This window comes from Brevibacillus brevis NBRC 100599 (genome assembly GCF_000010165.1).
GTDB classification, from domain to species: domain Bacteria; phylum Bacillota; class Bacilli; order Brevibacillales; family Brevibacillaceae; genus Brevibacillus; species Brevibacillus brevis_D.
The window spans coordinates 2,029,722-2,045,449 of record NC_012491.1; the positions used below are offsets into that span (position 1 = coordinate 2,029,722).

The window sequence follows — 15,728 nt, forward strand, 5'->3', positions numbered from 1 at the left end:
ATAGACAGTATTTAAAAAGAGCCTGTTGCAAATTAAGCAGCAATGAGATGATTCCTGGTTTCATCAGGAGTCATCTTTTTTAATGTCCACTGATAACGCTCTGAATTGTAATAGGTTACATATTCGTTGACGCGTTGACGCAACTCTTGAAGTGAAACACAGTCCTTATATTCGAGTTCGTCTTTCATATGACCGAAGAACGATTCCATTGAAGCATTGTCCCAGCAGTTACCTTTGCGAGACATCGACTGCTTAAAACCAGCCTCAGCAATAAGGCGCCTCGTTGTAAGATGAGTGTAGTGCATTCCTTGATCCGAATGAAAAATAGCATCCGGATGGACGTTACCGTCCAATCGTTTGATTAATAAGTCTAGTGTCCGTTTCACTAGTGATAACTCCAATGTCGAAGACAGATAGTGTGCCAAAATCTGTTTGGTCGCCCCATCTTTTACGCAAGACAAATATGCCCATTGACCAGTACCATAGCGCAAATAAGTAATGTCAGTAAGTAGAACCTTCTCGGGTATACCTTGATCAAACTGACGTTTAAGTAGGTTTGGGCATGTGCGGTGTTCCTGAGTAGCCTTGGCCATTTTTCGATACGGATTCGCTTTCCGAATAAGAGTGACTAACTTAAACTTTTGCATAAGACGACGAATCTTTTTATGATTCATCACGGCACCGTTCATCCGCTCCAATCTCATTTTAATGACCAGCACTCCTGCTCTCCCTTTTCGAGTTTCGAAATGCTCCTTGATGAGCAGGAAGTCTCGTTCGTCGGCTTCTTCTCGAATTTGTCGCTGTTCCTCAGCACTACACCAGCGATAATAGCCACTTGAGCTCACTTCAGCAATCTGGCATAGATAACGGGTTACACGCTTCAAGCCATGTTTACGAAGAACTAGGCTAATAAGCTGAAAGCGCTCGGGAGACGATAACGTCTTATTGGTTTGTCTTTCGAGCGCTTCTAGCTTTTTTAAAAGTTCGTTCTCTGCCTCCAGAAGCCTAATTCGTGCTTCAGCACGTCTCAGTTTTTCTTCTGCTGATAATTCTCCCTCTGACTTTCTACCGGTGCTCCCCTTGCCTCTGCGCTCCTCAATTAATCCAGCTTCCCCAAAAGTCGTATATACTTTTCTCCATCGATGTAAGCATTTTTTTGGTGTATGACGACCAATTATTTCTAAGGGGAAACCTGCCTGAAGAAATATCTCAATCGGCGTTTGTCCCTCTCGATATGCCTGTACAGCGGTAAATTTGAACATAGAAGAATACGTGATGTTTTTCCCTGTTACTCGAAGTACATTTTGATTTTTTTCTAACATATGTATCTCATGTTCCGTAAAACTTATTCTATTTTTACTCATCTAACATATCCCCACTCATTTCTCGTTAATGATGATTAAAACATAAAAACCCGTTAGACGGTCACTTTTTTCAAAGTGTCCATCTAATGGGTAGTAGTTCAAAGCGCAGTACCAATGTGGAACGATTGGAGTACGTTGACTATCATTGGCAACATCTATGAGAACCCTGAGCTGCTGCAAGCTGCTTAACAAAGAAAAAAGTGATTCCATTCAGAATCACTCAGCAAAAACTAACGGTACATTCTTCTGATTAGCAAGCTGCATGAACTTCCCCAATTCAACAGGGTTACGGGAGATTCGCTCAGCACTATGACAGATTACCTTGTTTACCAATCCTGCCTCTATGTCAGCAATCAATTGAGACAAGCCAGGACGATCCGAGTCAATAGTTTTAACGTCGATTTCTATGTACACCTTATGGGCTACATTTTTGACATGTGGCATGTAGGACTCCATTTGTCTTTCGGTCTTTCTAAAATCATCTGATGCAGTTCTGATGAAAACAGCAACCACTATGATCACCTCAAATTGAACTCTTGCGTCAAGTTTACAGCGCAAACAGACAAAAAAATAGCCCCCAGCAGGGAGCCCGTCTATATGTTCGCCTAAACTAAATTATATCATGGGCTCCGCGAGGGGGAATTGGAAAGATGAGCGCACAGGTACAAGAACAACTGTCATTTCTACAGCCGGTCAATGAAAGAGAAGTCAGAAAAGCAGTTGTGAAAGAATTGAAATCATATAAAGCCCTCCGTGTTGCTGTTCAAAACAAAAAGGAGCAAGAGGAGAAGGGCATCGAGCAATTGTTCCCTCGGCTGCAGTTTTCAGAGACACAGAATGAGTTGAAAGCGAAGCAGATCGAAAGAGCACTCGAGTATTCGCTCGATGAGGTCGAGCGACAGATCATCGAAGAGAAGTATCTCAGCACATCCAGGGTGAAAGACATCAACGTATATCTGGACTTAGGTCTGACAAAAGACCAATTCTACACAAAAAAGAAAGAGGCAATAATGCAAATTGCTACGGCACTCGGAATGATCTGAGTGTCTTTTTCACATTCAATATACAAAAGAAATGGACAAATTAGTTAAATGGCCAATCATCCATATCCCCTAAAACTTCGAGTGTGTGTTCATCTTCATTAAAAGAGAAACGAAGACTTTCACTTTCATCGATCAGCAGTCTATCGAAGCTATCACGTAAATTTTCACGATTGTGATAACCATTCCCTGCATAGAACAAATGTGGATTAATCATATAACCATCGGGTGCTTTGGCAATGAATTGTTTCGTACGTAGCTTCTTTAAGCACTTGGAAACGTTACCTTTATCCATTGCGAGATCATGAGAAATGATCTTTTGTCTTACACGAGCTGTATTGTCATCGTTATACATCTTATGACACAAGTAGAACAGTATTCGATAGTCGGCTGCGCTTAACTCATGATCCTGCAGATATTTGAACCAATCTAGGATAAACGCACCCCAATAGACATTTCTCACACGATTTACAGGTCTTTTACTTGCCATCTTACCGTTCCCTTCGAATATAAGTTGTAATATTTACAATTAATATTGTATTTAGTTGAAAAATAGACAACCAATATGTGTTAATTTTACAACTTTTTTCGAAATATATAAAGTAATTAAATGCCTTATTTATAGTAATGAAAACGCTTTTAAAATGTATTGTATCCTTCGCCATATTATATATAGTTTTGTACAATTCAAAGTGTAAAGAGAACAGGTTTTTGTTGGAAGGAGAATACTATTATGAAGCTTTGGTTTCAGAAGAATGTCTGGTGGCTAGGGTTAGTCATAACGCTTGCGATTGCATTGTTTCCGCAAGCATTTGCGTTGGTTGGTAAACTTTTGGCTGAGTATTGGGCACTTTATTGGCTACAGGGCTGCCTTGTAGTTATTGTTGTATTGTTGTGTATGATTCTGAAACATCTGCATAAGAAGGATAAGCATTCACCTTGATATGTGGATCGAAGCTAAAGAATCAACGGAATTATTGTGTTCATGTACCGCTATTCCCTAGAACCGTTCACTCAAAAGTACGAAGCTTAGGAGCTGCACTTACAGATGAGATAGAAGAACATAGTAAACCGCCAATAAGGTGGTTTTTTGTTTTCGTACACAAAAAATCCGACAAAAAGTAGGACAAAACCCGGAGAAAAATAAGGAAAAAAACGAGGATAAAATGCTGGACGTTTTTATTTGGCCGGATCGGTACCCTTGAGTTAAGAGCTTTGCTCTTGGGAGATACCGCCTATCCCTTATCAATGGTGTACCTGAGCGAATCTATGGGTGATGACGAATGTGACCTTACGAGAGGGGGACATTCTGAGCCTGAACGCACCAGTTGCGACGAGCGTAGCAGGGAACCATGCAATTATTTTTCATTGTATGCATTACAGCGGTTTTCAAGTTTGGGAACCCCTCTCGGAGCTTTAGAAAATCGCGAACTACTCTGCTGGGATGTACCGGACAGGGGACTACATGCGAGACCTACGGCTTCGGCTTCTCGTCCCTTGTCCGGTATCTCTCAAATACGAACACGCCAATTCTGGTTAAGCGTGTGCACCATCGCTTAACCTTTGACCGCAGCACTTTAAGGTTTAGATCGCGGCGGAGACCACTGCCGGAGGAAGTGGGGCTTTTGATATAGACAAGCATCTGGCATTACCTCAAAATGGAATAGGGAGGGAATGCAATTGTCTGAACAAAATTTTTTTGAAGGTATGCGTAATTTAATGCATGCTGGAGCTTCTGCAATATTTGAAGTATTGGCTATGTATGTTTTGGGGCCGATTCTAATTTTTTCTGTTATCGCTTGGTTTATAAAGTTAAGCGAGAAGGTATTTATGTTAGGCTTGATCCTCGTTATACTTGTATGTCTATATGCTTTTTTTGCCTATGGACTTTGGAGTATTCCTGAGGTTTACAATCAAAAAGTTTCTCCATAGCACCCAAGCGGTGCTTTTTCTTTTGTGCGCCCAACAGACAGGGACTTATTTGCGAGTCGCGACTCAGACCAGTCGCTCCCTGTTCGGTGGGCGTTCCACATGGGAATTAATCGCAAAAAACATCTCGATTCACCTTAGAAAGTGAAACGAGATGTTTAATCGTTCTTTCTGTTATTTAGTTATTCGCTCTATTGAGACAGCGTTATTGCAGTTCGTTCTCGTGCTGTGCAACCTTAACAGCGATATAACCTGCCATATCATCTCCAGATGTGGAAACCCCAACTGTATGTTTACCAGTTCCCCATGCTGAGCTACTTATCTCATCAAAAGCACCACCAGGTTTAATTGTATCGTACATTAACTGACTACCACTTGGATCCGTTACTGATACGGTTATGTCAGTTGTTCCCTCATTTTTTACATATACTTTCACCCAACCGTAACCAGATGGAATGTCGAAAGTCGCAGAACCTTGAGTGCCTTTAACTTTTTTGTTGTTAACAAGTTTTTTGACTTCCATAGGAGTAAATACGTTTTCTGAAATTTTCTCGGAATCAACCAAATCTTGAACCTTATTCCCCGTAACGTGACTCACAACTGTATCAGGGGATGATGCCATAGCACTAGATCCAATAGATAGACTGCTAAGTAAAAGAGCTGCTGCAATTGTGCCTTTAATGGATTTTTTCAAAATAATTCCTCCAATTGGATTATTTGGAATAAATTTCCTGTTCACTATATTACATGAAAAATTTAGTTATGCAAGAGGCATTTTCCTTTTCCTGCCATACTTCTGTTGAAGGGAGTCCTATGTATATCGGGAAGAGATATTCTATTAAGGACCCAAGGAGTGCTTTTTTCATGGAGGTGGGTGAAATGTAGTGCGCCAGTATGTCGACTCAGCGACAGGAGAAATTTATTACACGGAGGAAGTACTGCGCCGGTCGGACGAGATTGTAAAAGTATTTCGTCCAGTTGGTCGAAGCTCAAAATTCGTGAAGATCAAAGCCAGCCAAAAGGCAAAGCGACGGCTCAGAAAGCTGTCACTCGCTGAGGCTGGCTTTTTGTTGAAGATCGCTCCTTATGCCAGTGAGGGAACTAACCTCCTGCAAGGCGCAATGAGCGCGGATAAAAGGGGACGCCGCTTACCGTCAAAGACCTTGCCCGCATCGCAGACTGTTCCTATCCAACAGCACGCAAGATTGTGAAGACATTCATTGAGCTGCACATAATGCGTCGAACCGACATGGAAAGACGGTCAGCATTCGCTATCAACCCACTGTATTCTCTCAATGGGAAAACAGCAGAAGCGTGGCTCCTGCACCTATTCAGCCAGGAGATCACAGAGGCAGGCGAAGACCCCAATTTGGACTAAGGGGTCGCCAGAAGCCAACAGGCAGCCAACGCATAAGGCTCTAAGCTTCAACCTCATTTTTTGCGGTGAAACAATACATATACTTTTCCGCTGGAATAGTAGTCGTTTGGTTTCACCTACAAAACACGGCGACAGCCCAACAGCATCAAGGCATACAGCAATTCAAGGGCTGGCAATATTCTTTATTCTTACTTTATCGCCACGAAGGAGCTGAACAGCATGGACATACGTAAAATACCAATCTCTAAAATCAATCCAGCCCCTTATAATCCGCGAATAGATTTGCAGCCGGGCGATCCTGAATATGAGAAGCTAAAACGATCTATCCAAGAGTTCGGATACGTGCAACTGCTCGTCTGGAACAAGCGAACAGGGAACCTTGTTGGAAGTCATCAAGGATTCAAGATTCTCGTCAATGAGTTGGGATCCACGGAAGTAAATGTTTCAGTTGTGGATTTGGATGACATCCGAGAGAAGGCGCTCAATATCGCACTAAACAAGATCAGCGGTGCTTGGGATGAGGTGACGCTCGCCCAGGTGTTGGCGGAGCTGCAAGAGAGCGATTTGGACGTAGAGCTAACAGGTTTTGACCTGGAGGAAGCTATAGACTTGATCAATGAGTACGTTACTATTGAGATAGATGAGCCAGTCAAGGAAGATGATTTCGATGTAGAGAAAGCATTAAACGATATCATTGAACCGGAGACGAAGCCAGGGGACATCTGGAGACTCGGGCGGCACATCCTTATGTGCGGAGACGCCACAAGTGAGCAGGATGTGAAACGGCTGATGGATGGTCAGCGGGCAGCTCTGGTAGTGACGGACCCTCCTTATAACGTTGCGTTCAAGAGCGATTCAGCAGAACTTGCTTCAGACGGCAGAGAAAGCATCATGAATGATGACATGCCCATGGAGCAATTTGAGGACTTCCTTCAAGCTGTGTTTGCAAATTATGCATCAATCATGGACCCGAAAGCAGCAATCTATGTTTTCCTTCCTTCCAGCTATCAGCGAGAATTTGAGAACAAGATGAACGAGGCCGGAATAGTATCACGCACCCAGTGTATTTGGGTTAAGAACGCTTTTTCTTTGTCATTTGCTCAATATAAGTTCAAGCATGAGCCAGTGTTCTATGCTCATCTTAAAGGGCAGGCTCCAGCATGGTACGGAGACTATAAGCAGACCACAGTTTGGAAATCAGGATTACCTTCATTCATTGAAGAACCGGAGACAGTCTGGGAGGTATCGCGAGGGGATGTAAGCAAGTACGTCCATCCAACTCAAAAGCCATTGGAACTGTTGGCCATTCCAATAGGGAACAGCAGCAAGAAGGATGACGTGGTGGCTGACTTTTTCGGAGGCAGTGGATCAACACTGATGACCTGTGAACAGATGGGGCGTATCTGTAGAACAATGGAGCTTGATCCGAAATTCTGTGATGTCATCAAGCGACGTTACTATGAAGTGACGGGCATTGAACCTGTGTTGCTAACGAGACAAAGCGCTAGAAAATAATATCGATTTCGATATCGGGCCACGCTTCTTTTAGTGGCAGCCCATTTAACTTAACAAGAGAGAGCAACTCATCAGGCTGTTTTGTAGTAATGACACTATCCTCGTCATAGTAACGTGTGAATGAATAACCAAACGGAGTGTTTGTTATTGAGTATCTGTTGCTATTATAAATAAACTCGATGTCACGACCTGATCTTATATCTTCAACGAATTGATCATATGAGGAAGGCGTCATAGCAGGCACTTCCTTTCTAAATATAGCAAAAAGGAGACGCGCGAACGTCCCCCCATGCAACCAGGTAACCCCGGCTGAGATAGTGGAAACCCGTGGCCACGGAAGCTTCAAGCCACTATCTCGTTTTCCATTTTACAGGAAAGCCGAGGGTGCCACAATGAAAACAACTACAGAACAGTCTTCTCCTGAATCTATTGACCTTCTGTTGCAATATCAAATTGAAGTGATGGAAGGCATCATGGAATCGAAGGATCAATACAGGAAAGTCGTGAAAGCAGCCATTGCAAAGTGGGTTAAGGACTTCCAATCAGGCCATATCGAAATAAAAACAGTAGATGACCTGAAAAAGCTGATCGAATTGGATATCGAATTGCAGAAAGACGAGTGTCAATGAATTGCTAATTTTATCTAGGAGGAAGTATTCTTGATGAAGAAGCATATTTGGATTAACACAGAATTATCTGAGATCGAGAGTCAGCAAAAAAATGATAATAATGTAGATGTAATCGTAACCTTACCAGATCGAACAAGATGGTGGGGAACATTTTTTACTTATCAAAACATCGAAACATTACGACGGAAGAATAAAAATACTGGTGAGAACCTGTCTGGCACTTATCTATGGTCGATAAATATGGTTATTGTTGAAGATGTGAGTCGTGAAACGATTGAAAAAGTAGTGGATGAGCTTATTCGAGAAGGTGATTTACAAACAATTATGGCGAAGATCGATGATGTTTCTAGTGACTCAGAAGCTGAATATGGTGATGATTTTTTTGAATAGGCTAATCACTCACTCTCTACGAAGTCCTTATTTTTGGTGTTAAAGAAACAACCCGTCCCTGTATAAAGGAGACGGGTTCTTTCTGAGAAATGTTTATTCATATCCAGAATGTGCGGGCAACCTTATTTGACCAAGATTTCAACCTTGGTTCCGTCGGGATAATCCTCTAGTTGATTGGAAATCCACGATCCAGCCCCTCGATTATCTGAAGGTGATATGTATTCAATATGTGCCCCTGTGCCTCCCTCAGCACACATAGCCATTGGCCATTCATCTCGATCATATCCCTTTTTTGTAGGAATACCTTTGAGTGATTTTTCGCGATTTCCATCTGCCCCACTGCGGTCAATTGTACATACAGCTGACTTCCCAGAGGCAATCGCTTCTTTGATATGCTTTGCGGTCTGAGGGTATCGATCAGACGGAAAAACAATCGTATGGTCTACGTTCCCGTTGTTGACTGGTTTGTTCTCTTTTGGCACAAGTCCAAAGAAATAGGCTGCGCCGATCAGCAGCACCACAATCAACATCAGGATTTTTTTCTGTGTCATGCTTTTGTCCTCCAATATAAGTTCTTGTTCAATAATAACACCGCCAAGAATTATGTCGAGGAGTTGTGAATGCCTATAATCTTCTGTAAGCCTATTTCATAAGGCCAAAGCTTATACATATCCTTGATGAGTGCGAAAAAGAAGTGATACAGACAAGTAAATAGAAAAGCCACTCGGATGCCGAGTGGCTTTTCTATTTGCTAGCGGATCAAGAAGCTCCACCTCTAAAACGATTTTTACAAGTATCTCACAAGAAAACCAAGTGAACCGTATTTCAACCAGATAGTTATTTTGTAACGGCGACATATATCATCTCTGCCAACACGAAAACTTGAAAAGCGGCCACACCAAATAGAATAAAGGCCATCTTACGGTTTTTCTTCCGTTCAAATGATCCTAAAGAAGCCATGAGAACGGCAAGGCATATCATCGTTACGATTCTTAAGAAAGCCACATGTGTAAAAATATTCACTACTGCAATAGCAAGAGCAACTACTGAAAAGATATTGAACCAAAGAGGTCTATTTTTCATAAATGATCACCAACAATTCCCTTTTTCAAATAATTTTAACAGATTGGCGATCTAGAAACATTAAAATGGCTCCGGGAATTGTAACAAGAAAAACTCCCTAATAAACAGGGAGTGGTAAAAACACAACCAATGTGGATAGCATGATGTTTCTTGGAATAAGGTCACATTACATCTCGCGTTCTGGACACCACCAACCGCACCCATGACGCATGCATAGCCAGATACAGCCTCCAGATTGTGCTGGATAATAAGATGAATATTGCACCAATTGACCATTTACTTTCTTGAATTTCTTAGAATGAGATTTCTTCTTTTTCATGGGATCTCTTCTCCTTTAGGATGGATCTAAAATAAAGTATTAACAGAATTTTCCTTTTGATTGTACGAGTGTTCTCAAGTGACGAAAATGGACGATAAAATAGTGTTAGGATGGTCACGGACGTGTGCTCTCCTTATTGAGGATGGAATGAAAAGGCACCCCAATAAGGTTCCAACGTCCCACAGTTTGGCGTTTTGGGAAACCTCGATTGTAATTTCGGGGAATTTCTGAAGAGGAAAATCAAAAGTCTCTGCCCCTAATGTATTGGATATAACATATGTTAAAATAATGGCTATCGGAATTGATAGACTGTGTGCTTTTTTATCGAGGTGGTTGTAATGTCAAGTTTCCATTTAATGAGGTGTCCATGCAGATTTTACGTTTTTTTAGTGCAGCAAGTGTAGCGTTTCTTGTCAGTGCCATGTTGTATATCGTTAGTATGCTCTCCTTCCTATCCTATCAAGGTGAAGGAGTGGTTAATGTTTTCACTTTCTTGACATGTATGTTGAGTTTTTATTTACTACCGTTTTGCTATGTTGGATGCTTGATAGGAGAATTGGTCTATTCTTTTACATCCAAGATAGTAAACCGTTTTCTTGTAACTTTGATCTTTGTAGTAACGGGCATCATGTATTCATATCTGGTAGATAGGTTTTTATTGCAGGGAAGTTCTTTTGGATTTTATTTATGTTTGTCAGTGTCGGGGTCAATATCTTTTTACTGGGCTCATTTTATTACCGATAGAAAGATGAATATAAAACTTGCAGTAATACCAGGGTATGTAATTATTATGTGTTTGGTTGGATTGCTGTTTAACTTGTCCCTATTCTAAAGAGACTTTTTGAGTCAATAATTTGCTTCATGGTTATCAATGCGAAGAGGCACCATCCTGTCTGATAGGAGGTGCCTCTTCGCATTATTGAGACGGGTTTAAAAGTATCCGATAGATGTTCCTCCTGTTTCGCTACTTTGCGTGTGTGAGGGATATCTCAAAAGCATCTAAAATCTCTAGAAAATGCGAAGCTTCTCTAAATACATGGTCAGCGAGCAATGGGGGGATTATGCTCTTAATTTTGCATTCCTCAATCAAATCACGAGCTGTTTTTTTGAAGTCGCGCAATTGACGAACGGATACGCGATTTTGATCCACAAATTGATTCAGTAGTGGTTTCGTTTGAGATTGGGGACGCATGGAATCAAGATCCTGAGCTTGGAACAATAATTGATCAAAATCATGGCTGAATTCTCTAGCTTGGTCCACTAGCTTTCTTTCAGAAGGATCGAGCAGATGGTTAATAAATTTCGCATGGTCTGCCATGATTCGCAGGAAAAAGACATTTTCATTAATCACCGCATCAGGTAAGGGATCAAGGTTTCCTGTATTCAATTGTTCTAATCGATTCCGAAAATAAGCAGCCTCCCTGCTCACATGATCGACCAACAGCGGAAAGTTGTTACCACCGATTTTGCATTGAATAATGAGTCCGAGTACTTTGCGTTTAAAAGCCCAAATATAGGAAACGGCATTGTGAACGAGTTGATTAAAGTCATAGATTCGTTGAGGGTCTACGTCAGAAGGAAAAGCAAGTGCTTGGCTTTCAATTTCTTCAAAAATGCTGTAAAAGCGATCCGCTTCCTCAATCAATTTTGTGTCTTCGCAGTTAAAGCCCAATTTGAGAAACAGGGAGTGTTCTTTCATGATGCGAGACCAAAACCGTATTTCCTCTAATGATCGATCAACAAAAACATCTGCCATGTTGTACCTCCGCATAAGGATTTGGGCGGATCAAAGCCCATTTCCACTTTTGATCATACATGATGTATGACTATGCGTTTACCCAGTTTCGTGAATGGGCATGAGCACAGAATTAAGAAATTATTGGCTTGTCCCACAAAAAAACTCCCGGTAAAGGGAGTTTTCCCATGTCAAAAACGACGCATCGAATGCATTTGCATTCTGTGGTGATGGGCCCTCATGCGATGGAAGTGTTCTCTTTCTCTAAAGGTATGATGACGCAGTCGGTCATGACGATGTTCAAAAGCTAAAGAGCGAAAACGTTCTGCTTGCCTCATATGGTGATGCATACGCTGTCTATGATGATCAATTGGATCCATAACACTACCCCCTTAACCGTTGGTACTGATAGGATATGAGGACAGCTTTCTGCTTGCTTATGCATGAGTGGATATCGCGAAGAAAGAATGAAAAAGAGGCGTAAAGCCTTTAACTTTCGCCCAGTTCTGAACAAGGTTAATCTTTTACTCGGTTCGCGGTCTTGTCGGGAAACAGTCTGGTGATGGCACGTCGGAAACCTCAGATAGCTTCATCAAATAGTAGCATTCTTCCCGGGACATATGGTCGGCCATGAGCGGGGAGAAAACTCCTAGCAATTCATCGCGCATCCGCATCTCTTCCAATTCATGTAAGAATACCTGAAAAAGCTTCATTTCCATTTCTGCTTGATGGTTAAAACGGCGCAGTGCCGGGAAGTTATCCAAGTTTGTTCGGAGATACCCAGCTAATTCCACCGCTTTCAGGTAAAAATGCTCGAACTGTTTGGTAAATTGTTCACTTTTACGCTGATAATCTTTTTCCACCATGTCCAAAAGGGAAGTGATGGTGGCTGCATGCCCGACCGCATCGGATAGCCACAGAAGGTGGAGCTCTACCGGGTGATTGGCAGGTGGCAAGCTTCCGGAGAGGAAGGCATGCAAAATACGTTCATACTCTTCTAGTTCATTGACCATGTGGTTCATAAACGTTGGAGGAAGACTGATCGATATTTTACTGATGAGGTGCCTTTCCAGAATGTGGAGTTTAAATTCACGCAGCTGTTGCGTGAGTTCACTTGCCTGCTGGTTGAGTGCGTCTAGTTCATCGGAAGATAGATTCTGCCTGGCGATATCCAGTAAGTTATCAAATGACACAATAAAGTATACAGCTTTTTCAATCTCCTGCTCTTCATTCGGAGCGAGTGATTGAAAAATAAAGCGGGCATGATCGCCCAGAATCTGAAGCCAGAAACGATGCTCAAACAACATACTTTCCCTTATAGGAGCATTCACTGTTGTTCCCTCCTTACTCCACATCAAAATATGTAAAAACGCCCAGAAGTGTGTGACGGATTGACCTTGACTCACAAATGGACATAAATGGTAAAATACTTGTAGGAGGAGCAGCAGTAGGGGGGAGAATATGAAGAGACCAATCACAAATATACCAAAGACAGGCAGCGAACGGTTATGGGATGTAGTTGGTTGCTTATTTTTTGTGGGATCACTACTCTTTTTAGTCTTTGCATGGAATAAGCTTCCTGACGAGGTGCCTGCCCATTACGATTCCTTGGGGGAAGTAGACCGCTGGGGTTCAAAATGGGAGTTGCTTCTTTTGCCTGGGATTGGCGTCTTTATCATTTTCCTCATGCAGGTACTCGAAAAACATCCGGAGCTACATAACTACCCAGCACGCTTCTCTGAATCGAATGCCGAGCAGTTTTATTTGCACAGTCGAAAAATCGTGAACCAAATAAAAAATAGTTGCTTAATTATTTTTTCCGTAATCTTGTTAGAGTCGGTTTCCATTGCTCTAGGCTGGGGAGGCGGCTTTGGGAAGTGGTTTCTGCCGATCACGATCATTGGGATGATCGTTTTGCTTGTGATAGGAATCGTGAAACAAAAAAAGATTCAATGAGAATAGTAAGCGAGGGGGCCTTCTAACGGAAAGGGCCTTTTCTTTGTTTTTTGCAACAAAAATCATGAGGACATATGTCCTTCCCTATCCACCTTGCCATCCTTTTTAATTAGGAACAGATCAGTGTGAGGTGAGAGGGATGAAAGGAATTATTTTTGCTATTTTGGGCGGTGTTTTCATTACCTTGCAAGGGGTAGCGAATGCAAGAATCAGTCAAGATATTGGTACTTGGCAAACCGCGACACTTACGCAGTTAACGGGCTTTCTCACGGCTTTTATACTCCTGTTGTTTTTTCGAGATGGAAAATGGCAGGCATATAGGCGAGTGAAACCGTTATATTTGACAGGTGGGACACTCGCAGCGTTTATCATTTTTAGCAATGTTACGGCTATCCAGCATATCGGGGTAACCATGACGATTTCAGCTGTCTTGATTGCGCAGCTTAGCCTGACTTTTCTCATTGATAGCAATGGGTGGTTCGGTGTCGATAAACAAAAGATGAGGCTACCGCATTTTATTGGGATCGGGATGATGATTCTGGGTGTGCTGATACTGAGATCCTGATAGCGAGAGGGGGAAACAGAGGGATGAAGGAAATCGAAAATCGTGAGCTTTTGCAACAATATCTCCATGAACATCAGTTAGCGTCTGTTTTTTATGAGCCTTTTCTGCCGCATTTGTCCTTGTACCAATTTGATCATGGGGAGCTCATTTGTGCCCAGGGTGAGGCGGCCTGTCACCTGTATGTTTTGGTGAAGGGAAAAGTAAAGGTTTTTACGACTTCCCCCGAAGGAAAAACGTTGATCCTATCCTTTAAAAAGCCCCTTGAAGTGATCGGAGATATTGAGTATGTAAGAGGAATTTCTTACCAGAATTCGGTAGAAGCGGCCTCGTCTGTTCAGATGATCGGGATTCATTATCGCTGGTTGAAAAAATACGGGACAGACTACGCTCCACTCCTGCAATTTTTACTGCAAATCATTACGAATAAATTTTGTGTGAAGTCCAACACACTAAGCATCAACCTTTTGTACCCAGTAGAAGTACGTTTCGCGCGTTATTTGTTGTCCGTTTCGATAGAGGAGTGGAATTCTGCCAACAGAGAACAGATCAGTACGAGCTATCTCTTGGATGCAGCGAATATGATTGGAACGAGCTACAGACATTTGAATCGGGTCATTCAACAGTTCTGCAAGGAGGGACTGATTGAGCGTGCCAATGGATACCTTCTAATCAAGGATAGGGAAGGTTTAGCTAAAATGGCGAGCGAGACTCCCAACGAATAAGGAGACAGGAGTGTCAAAAAACATGGTAGTCGGGCTATTTTTCGCGTTACTGGCTGGCTTGTTGGTCAGCCTTCAAAATATTTTTAACAGGAAAGTAAGTGAACAGGCAGGAACATGGTCTACGACGACTCTTGTGCTTGGGATGGGGTTTCTGTCGTCTTTAACAATGGGTCTCATATTTGAAGGAAGTCAGTTGTTTTCACCTCAAACTATGCAGCCGTGGTACTGGTTCAGCGGCATGATCGGCGTTGGGGTGGTCTTTTGTTTGGTGCAAGGGATGAGACTGCTTGGCCCAACGTATGCCATCTCCATCGCGCTTACTGCCCAGCTCGGTTTTGCTTTATGGTCGGATTCAATCGGCTGGTTAGGGCTGATTCAAGTGCCGATTACTTTTACGCAATTGTTTGGGGTTCTGGTCATTGTCGGGGGTGTGATCGTATTTAAACTAGGCGGCGAATGGCAACAGAAACGCTCAATGAGTAAGATGTAAATTTTTTATTGACTTGATTTTGATCGTCATGATAAAATAAAAAATTTTAAATTCGATTTTTGTGTTATAATGGCTTTAGATTGCTTTGAAGGAGGTGGACGTATGTTTCTAGTTGGAGACAAGGTTTTTTATCCGATCCATGGGGCAGGCGTAATCGAGGCGATGGAGGAGAAAGAGTTTTTGGGTGAAAAACACCTCTATTATGTGCTCAACATGTCGCTGAAAGAGTTAAACATCATGGTCCCGGTTGAAAAGATGTCCGCTCTTGGTATCAGAAAGGTGGTCGAAGCCGACATTCTAGAGAATGTTTTGGCCGCCATGCTAGAGGGGCAACGCGACACCGCCTTGAATGCAGCACAGCGCTACAAGCTTCATACAGAAAAAATGAAGAGTGGCGATATTTACGAGCAATCTGAGGTCATTCGCGATTTGGTTGGTATGAGTAAAGAAAAAGTGTTGGGAACGAGTGACAAAGTGATGCTGGATAATGCGCAGCAGCTCCTCATTAGTGAGATTGAATTGGTAAAAGATGTAGATACGCAACAGGCAACAGAAATGCTAAAGCAAGCTGTATGCCCAGCAGAAATGTCTGAAATTGTCCCATAAATATTGT

At 42.3% G+C, this 15,728-nt stretch carries 23 protein-coding genes; 14 read left to right on the top strand and 9 right to left on the bottom strand.

What is annotated here, in order from left to right; all coding sequences use genetic code 11:
* Nucleotides 1-32 precede the first annotated feature (32 nt).
* The gene (locus BBR47_RS09965; protein WP_012684240.1) at nt 33-1,364 is read right to left on the bottom strand and encodes an IS3 family transposase; all 1,332 of its coding nucleotides are present in this window, start codon (nt 1,362-1,364) and stop codon (nt 33-35) included.
* A 114-nt stretch (nt 1,365-1,478) separates the two neighbouring features.
* On the opposite strand from BBR47_RS09965, the gene BBR47_RS31940 reads away from it, so the two are divergent.
* Complete coding sequence (locus tag BBR47_RS31940; RefSeq protein WP_155801118.1) at nt 1,479-1,553, top strand: YopX family protein; 75 nt, start codon at nt 1,479-1,481, stop codon at nt 1,551-1,553.
* Between the two features lie 27 nt (nt 1,554-1,580).
* Here BBR47_RS31940 and BBR47_RS09970 read toward each other — a convergent pair whose 3' ends face one another.
* A complete protein-coding gene (locus tag BBR47_RS09970) occupies nt 1,581-1,886 on the bottom strand; it encodes a recombinase family protein (RefSeq protein WP_041749347.1) in 306 nt (101 codons plus the stop codon).
* Nucleotides 1,887-2,014: 128 nt separating this feature from the next.
* On the opposite strand from BBR47_RS09970, the gene BBR47_RS09975 reads away from it, so the two are divergent.
* Nucleotides 2,015-2,407 (top strand): ArpU family phage packaging/lysis transcriptional regulator, encoded by a 393-nt coding sequence (locus BBR47_RS09975; protein ID WP_012685652.1) that lies wholly within the window; start codon nt 2,015-2,017, stop codon nt 2,405-2,407.
* Between the two features lie 40 nt (nt 2,408-2,447).
* Here the strand turns inward: BBR47_RS09975 and BBR47_RS09980 are convergent, their stop codons facing one another.
* The gene (locus BBR47_RS09980; protein ID WP_012685653.1) at nt 2,448-2,894 is read right to left on the bottom strand and encodes a replication/maintenance protein RepL; all 447 of its coding nucleotides are present in this window, start codon (nt 2,892-2,894) and stop codon (nt 2,448-2,450) included.
* A gap of 243 nt (nt 2,895-3,137) precedes the next feature.
* Between BBR47_RS09980 and BBR47_RS09985 the strand changes: the two genes are divergently transcribed.
* Nucleotides 3,138-3,347, top strand: a complete 210-nt coding sequence (locus tag BBR47_RS09985) for a hypothetical protein (protein ID WP_041749348.1) — start codon at nt 3,138-3,140, stop codon at nt 3,345-3,347.
* A 737-nt stretch (nt 3,348-4,084) separates the two neighbouring features.
* Complete coding sequence (locus BBR47_RS09990) at nt 4,085-4,336, top strand: hypothetical protein (RefSeq protein ID WP_041749349.1); 252 nt, start codon at nt 4,085-4,087, stop codon at nt 4,334-4,336.
* A 202-nt stretch (nt 4,337-4,538) separates the two neighbouring features.
* On the opposite strand, the gene BBR47_RS09995 is transcribed toward BBR47_RS09990, so the two are convergent.
* Nucleotides 4,539-5,027, bottom strand: coding sequence for a hypothetical protein (locus BBR47_RS09995; RefSeq protein ID WP_041749350.1), 489 nt, complete (start codon nt 5,025-5,027; stop codon nt 4,539-4,541).
* Between the two features lie 190 nt (nt 5,028-5,217).
* Between BBR47_RS09995 and BBR47_RS29740 the strand changes: the two genes are divergently transcribed.
* The 4 genes from BBR47_RS29740 to BBR47_RS10020 all read left to right on the top strand — a co-directional run bounded on the left by BBR47_RS29740 (nt 5,218) and on the right by BBR47_RS10020 (nt 8,245).
* Complete coding sequence (locus tag BBR47_RS29740) at nt 5,218-5,544, top strand: hypothetical protein (RefSeq protein WP_231850581.1); 327 nt, start codon at nt 5,218-5,220, stop codon at nt 5,542-5,544.
* Between the two features lie 386 nt (nt 5,545-5,930).
* Complete coding sequence (locus BBR47_RS10005) at nt 5,931-7,226, top strand: site-specific DNA-methyltransferase (protein WP_012685657.1); 1,296 nt, start codon at nt 5,931-5,933, stop codon at nt 7,224-7,226.
* A gap of 392 nt (nt 7,227-7,618) precedes the next feature.
* Nucleotides 7,619-7,855 (top strand): hypothetical protein, encoded by a 237-nt coding sequence (locus tag BBR47_RS10015; RefSeq protein ID WP_012685659.1) that lies wholly within the window; start codon nt 7,619-7,621, stop codon nt 7,853-7,855.
* A gap of 33 nt (nt 7,856-7,888) precedes the next feature.
* Nucleotides 7,889-8,245 (top strand): hypothetical protein, encoded by a 357-nt coding sequence (locus BBR47_RS10020; protein WP_012685660.1) that lies wholly within the window; start codon nt 7,889-7,891, stop codon nt 8,243-8,245.
* Between the two features lie 122 nt (nt 8,246-8,367).
* On the opposite strand, the gene BBR47_RS10025 is transcribed toward BBR47_RS10020, so the two are convergent.
* The 4 genes from BBR47_RS10025 to BBR47_RS10035 all read right to left on the bottom strand — a co-directional run bounded on the left by BBR47_RS10025 (nt 8,368) and on the right by BBR47_RS10035 (nt 11,403).
* Nucleotides 8,368-8,796, bottom strand: coding sequence for a NucA/NucB deoxyribonuclease domain-containing protein (locus tag BBR47_RS10025; RefSeq protein WP_012685661.1), 429 nt, complete (start codon nt 8,794-8,796; stop codon nt 8,368-8,370).
* A gap of 286 nt (nt 8,797-9,082) precedes the next feature.
* Nucleotides 9,083-9,328, bottom strand: coding sequence for a hypothetical protein (locus BBR47_RS10030; protein WP_012685662.1), 246 nt, complete (start codon nt 9,326-9,328; stop codon nt 9,083-9,085).
* Nucleotides 9,329-9,494: 166 nt separating this feature from the next.
* Complete coding sequence (locus BBR47_RS30835; protein WP_155801080.1) at nt 9,495-9,647, bottom strand: hypothetical protein; 153 nt, start codon at nt 9,645-9,647, stop codon at nt 9,495-9,497.
* A 964-nt stretch (nt 9,648-10,611) separates the two neighbouring features.
* Nucleotides 10,612-11,403, bottom strand: coding sequence for a DUF2935 domain-containing protein (locus BBR47_RS10035; RefSeq protein WP_041749351.1), 792 nt, complete (start codon nt 11,401-11,403; stop codon nt 10,612-10,614).
* A 167-nt stretch (nt 11,404-11,570) separates the two neighbouring features.
* Between BBR47_RS10035 and BBR47_RS31780 the strand changes: the two genes are divergently transcribed.
* On the top strand, nt 11,571-11,693 hold the full coding sequence (locus BBR47_RS31780; protein WP_041749352.1) for a hypothetical protein: 123 nt from the start codon (nt 11,571-11,573) through the stop codon (nt 11,691-11,693).
* A gap of 213 nt (nt 11,694-11,906) precedes the next feature.
* On the opposite strand, the gene BBR47_RS10045 is transcribed toward BBR47_RS31780, so the two are convergent.
* Nucleotides 11,907-12,713, bottom strand: a complete 807-nt coding sequence (locus BBR47_RS10045; RefSeq protein ID WP_012685664.1) for a DUF2935 domain-containing protein — start codon at nt 12,711-12,713, stop codon at nt 11,907-11,909.
* A gap of 130 nt (nt 12,714-12,843) precedes the next feature.
* Between BBR47_RS10045 and BBR47_RS10050 the strand changes: the two genes are divergently transcribed.
* The 5 genes from BBR47_RS10050 to BBR47_RS10070 all read left to right on the top strand — a co-directional run bounded on the left by BBR47_RS10050 (nt 12,844) and on the right by BBR47_RS10070 (nt 15,721).
* Nucleotides 12,844-13,338 (top strand): DUF1648 domain-containing protein, encoded by a 495-nt coding sequence (locus BBR47_RS10050; protein ID WP_012685665.1) that lies wholly within the window; start codon nt 12,844-12,846, stop codon nt 13,336-13,338.
* A 139-nt stretch (nt 13,339-13,477) separates the two neighbouring features.
* Nucleotides 13,478-13,903 (top strand): DMT family transporter, encoded by a 426-nt coding sequence (locus BBR47_RS10055; protein ID WP_012685666.1) that lies wholly within the window; start codon nt 13,478-13,480, stop codon nt 13,901-13,903.
* 23 nt (nt 13,904-13,926) lie between these two features.
* Nucleotides 13,927-14,625, top strand: a complete 699-nt coding sequence (locus BBR47_RS10060) for a Crp/Fnr family transcriptional regulator (protein ID WP_012685667.1) — start codon at nt 13,927-13,929, stop codon at nt 14,623-14,625.
* 22 nt (nt 14,626-14,647) lie between these two features.
* The gene (locus BBR47_RS10065) at nt 14,648-15,115 is read left to right on the top strand and encodes a DMT family transporter (RefSeq protein ID WP_012685668.1); all 468 of its coding nucleotides are present in this window, start codon (nt 14,648-14,650) and stop codon (nt 15,113-15,115) included.
* Between the two features lie 102 nt (nt 15,116-15,217).
* On the top strand, nt 15,218-15,721 hold the full coding sequence (locus BBR47_RS10070) for a CarD family transcriptional regulator (RefSeq protein ID WP_012685669.1): 504 nt from the start codon (nt 15,218-15,220) through the stop codon (nt 15,719-15,721).
* The last annotated feature ends 7 nt before the right edge of the window (nt 15,722-15,728 follow it).

Bases quoted from the DNA above. Each gene is read 5' to 3' on its own strand.
- BBR47_RS10050 (WP_012685665.1), top strand. From the start codon at position 12,844: ATGAAGAGACCAATCACAAATATACCAAAGACAGGCAGCGAACGGTTA.
- BBR47_RS10060 (WP_012685667.1), top strand. From the start codon at position 13,927: ATGAAGGAAATCGAAAATCGTGAGCTTTTGCAACAATATCTCCATGAA.
- BBR47_RS10065 (WP_012685668.1), top strand. From the start codon at position 14,648: ATGGTAGTCGGGCTATTTTTCGCGTTACTGGCTGGCTTGTTGGTCAGC.
- BBR47_RS10055 (WP_012685666.1), top strand. From the start codon at position 13,478: ATGAAAGGAATTATTTTTGCTATTTTGGGCGGTGTTTTCATTACCTTG.
- BBR47_RS09985 (WP_041749348.1), top strand. From the start codon at position 3,138: ATGAAGCTTTGGTTTCAGAAGAATGTCTGGTGGCTAGGGTTAGTCATA.
- BBR47_RS10035 (WP_041749351.1), bottom strand. From the start codon at position 11,403: ATGGCAGATGTTTTTGTTGATCGATCATTAGAGGAAATACGGTTTTGG.
- BBR47_RS10020 (WP_012685660.1), top strand. From the start codon at position 7,889: ATGAAGAAGCATATTTGGATTAACACAGAATTATCTGAGATCGAGAGT.
- BBR47_RS09975 (WP_012685652.1), top strand. From the start codon at position 2,015: ATGAGCGCACAGGTACAAGAACAACTGTCATTTCTACAGCCGGTCAAT.
- BBR47_RS10015 (WP_012685659.1), top strand. From the start codon at position 7,619: ATGAAAACAACTACAGAACAGTCTTCTCCTGAATCTATTGACCTTCTG.
- BBR47_RS10070 (WP_012685669.1), top strand. From the start codon at position 15,218: ATGTTTCTAGTTGGAGACAAGGTTTTTTATCCGATCCATGGGGCAGGC.
- BBR47_RS31780 (WP_041749352.1), top strand. From the start codon at position 11,571: ATGTCAAAAACGACGCATCGAATGCATTTGCATTCTGTGGTGATGGGC.
- BBR47_RS10025 (WP_012685661.1), bottom strand. From the start codon at position 8,796: ATGACACAGAAAAAAATCCTGATGTTGATTGTGGTGCTGCTGATCGGC.
- BBR47_RS10030 (WP_012685662.1), bottom strand. From the start codon at position 9,328: ATGAAAAATAGACCTCTTTGGTTCAATATCTTTTCAGTAGTTGCTCTT.
- BBR47_RS09980 (WP_012685653.1), bottom strand. From the start codon at position 2,894: ATGGCAAGTAAAAGACCTGTAAATCGTGTGAGAAATGTCTATTGGGGT.
- BBR47_RS30835 (WP_155801080.1), bottom strand. From the start codon at position 9,647: ATGAAAAAGAAGAAATCTCATTCTAAGAAATTCAAGAAAGTAAATGGT.
- BBR47_RS10005 (WP_012685657.1), top strand. From the start codon at position 5,931: ATGGACATACGTAAAATACCAATCTCTAAAATCAATCCAGCCCCTTAT.
- BBR47_RS09965 (WP_012684240.1), bottom strand. From the start codon at position 1,364: ATGAGTAAAAATAGAATAAGTTTTACGGAACATGAGATACATATGTTA.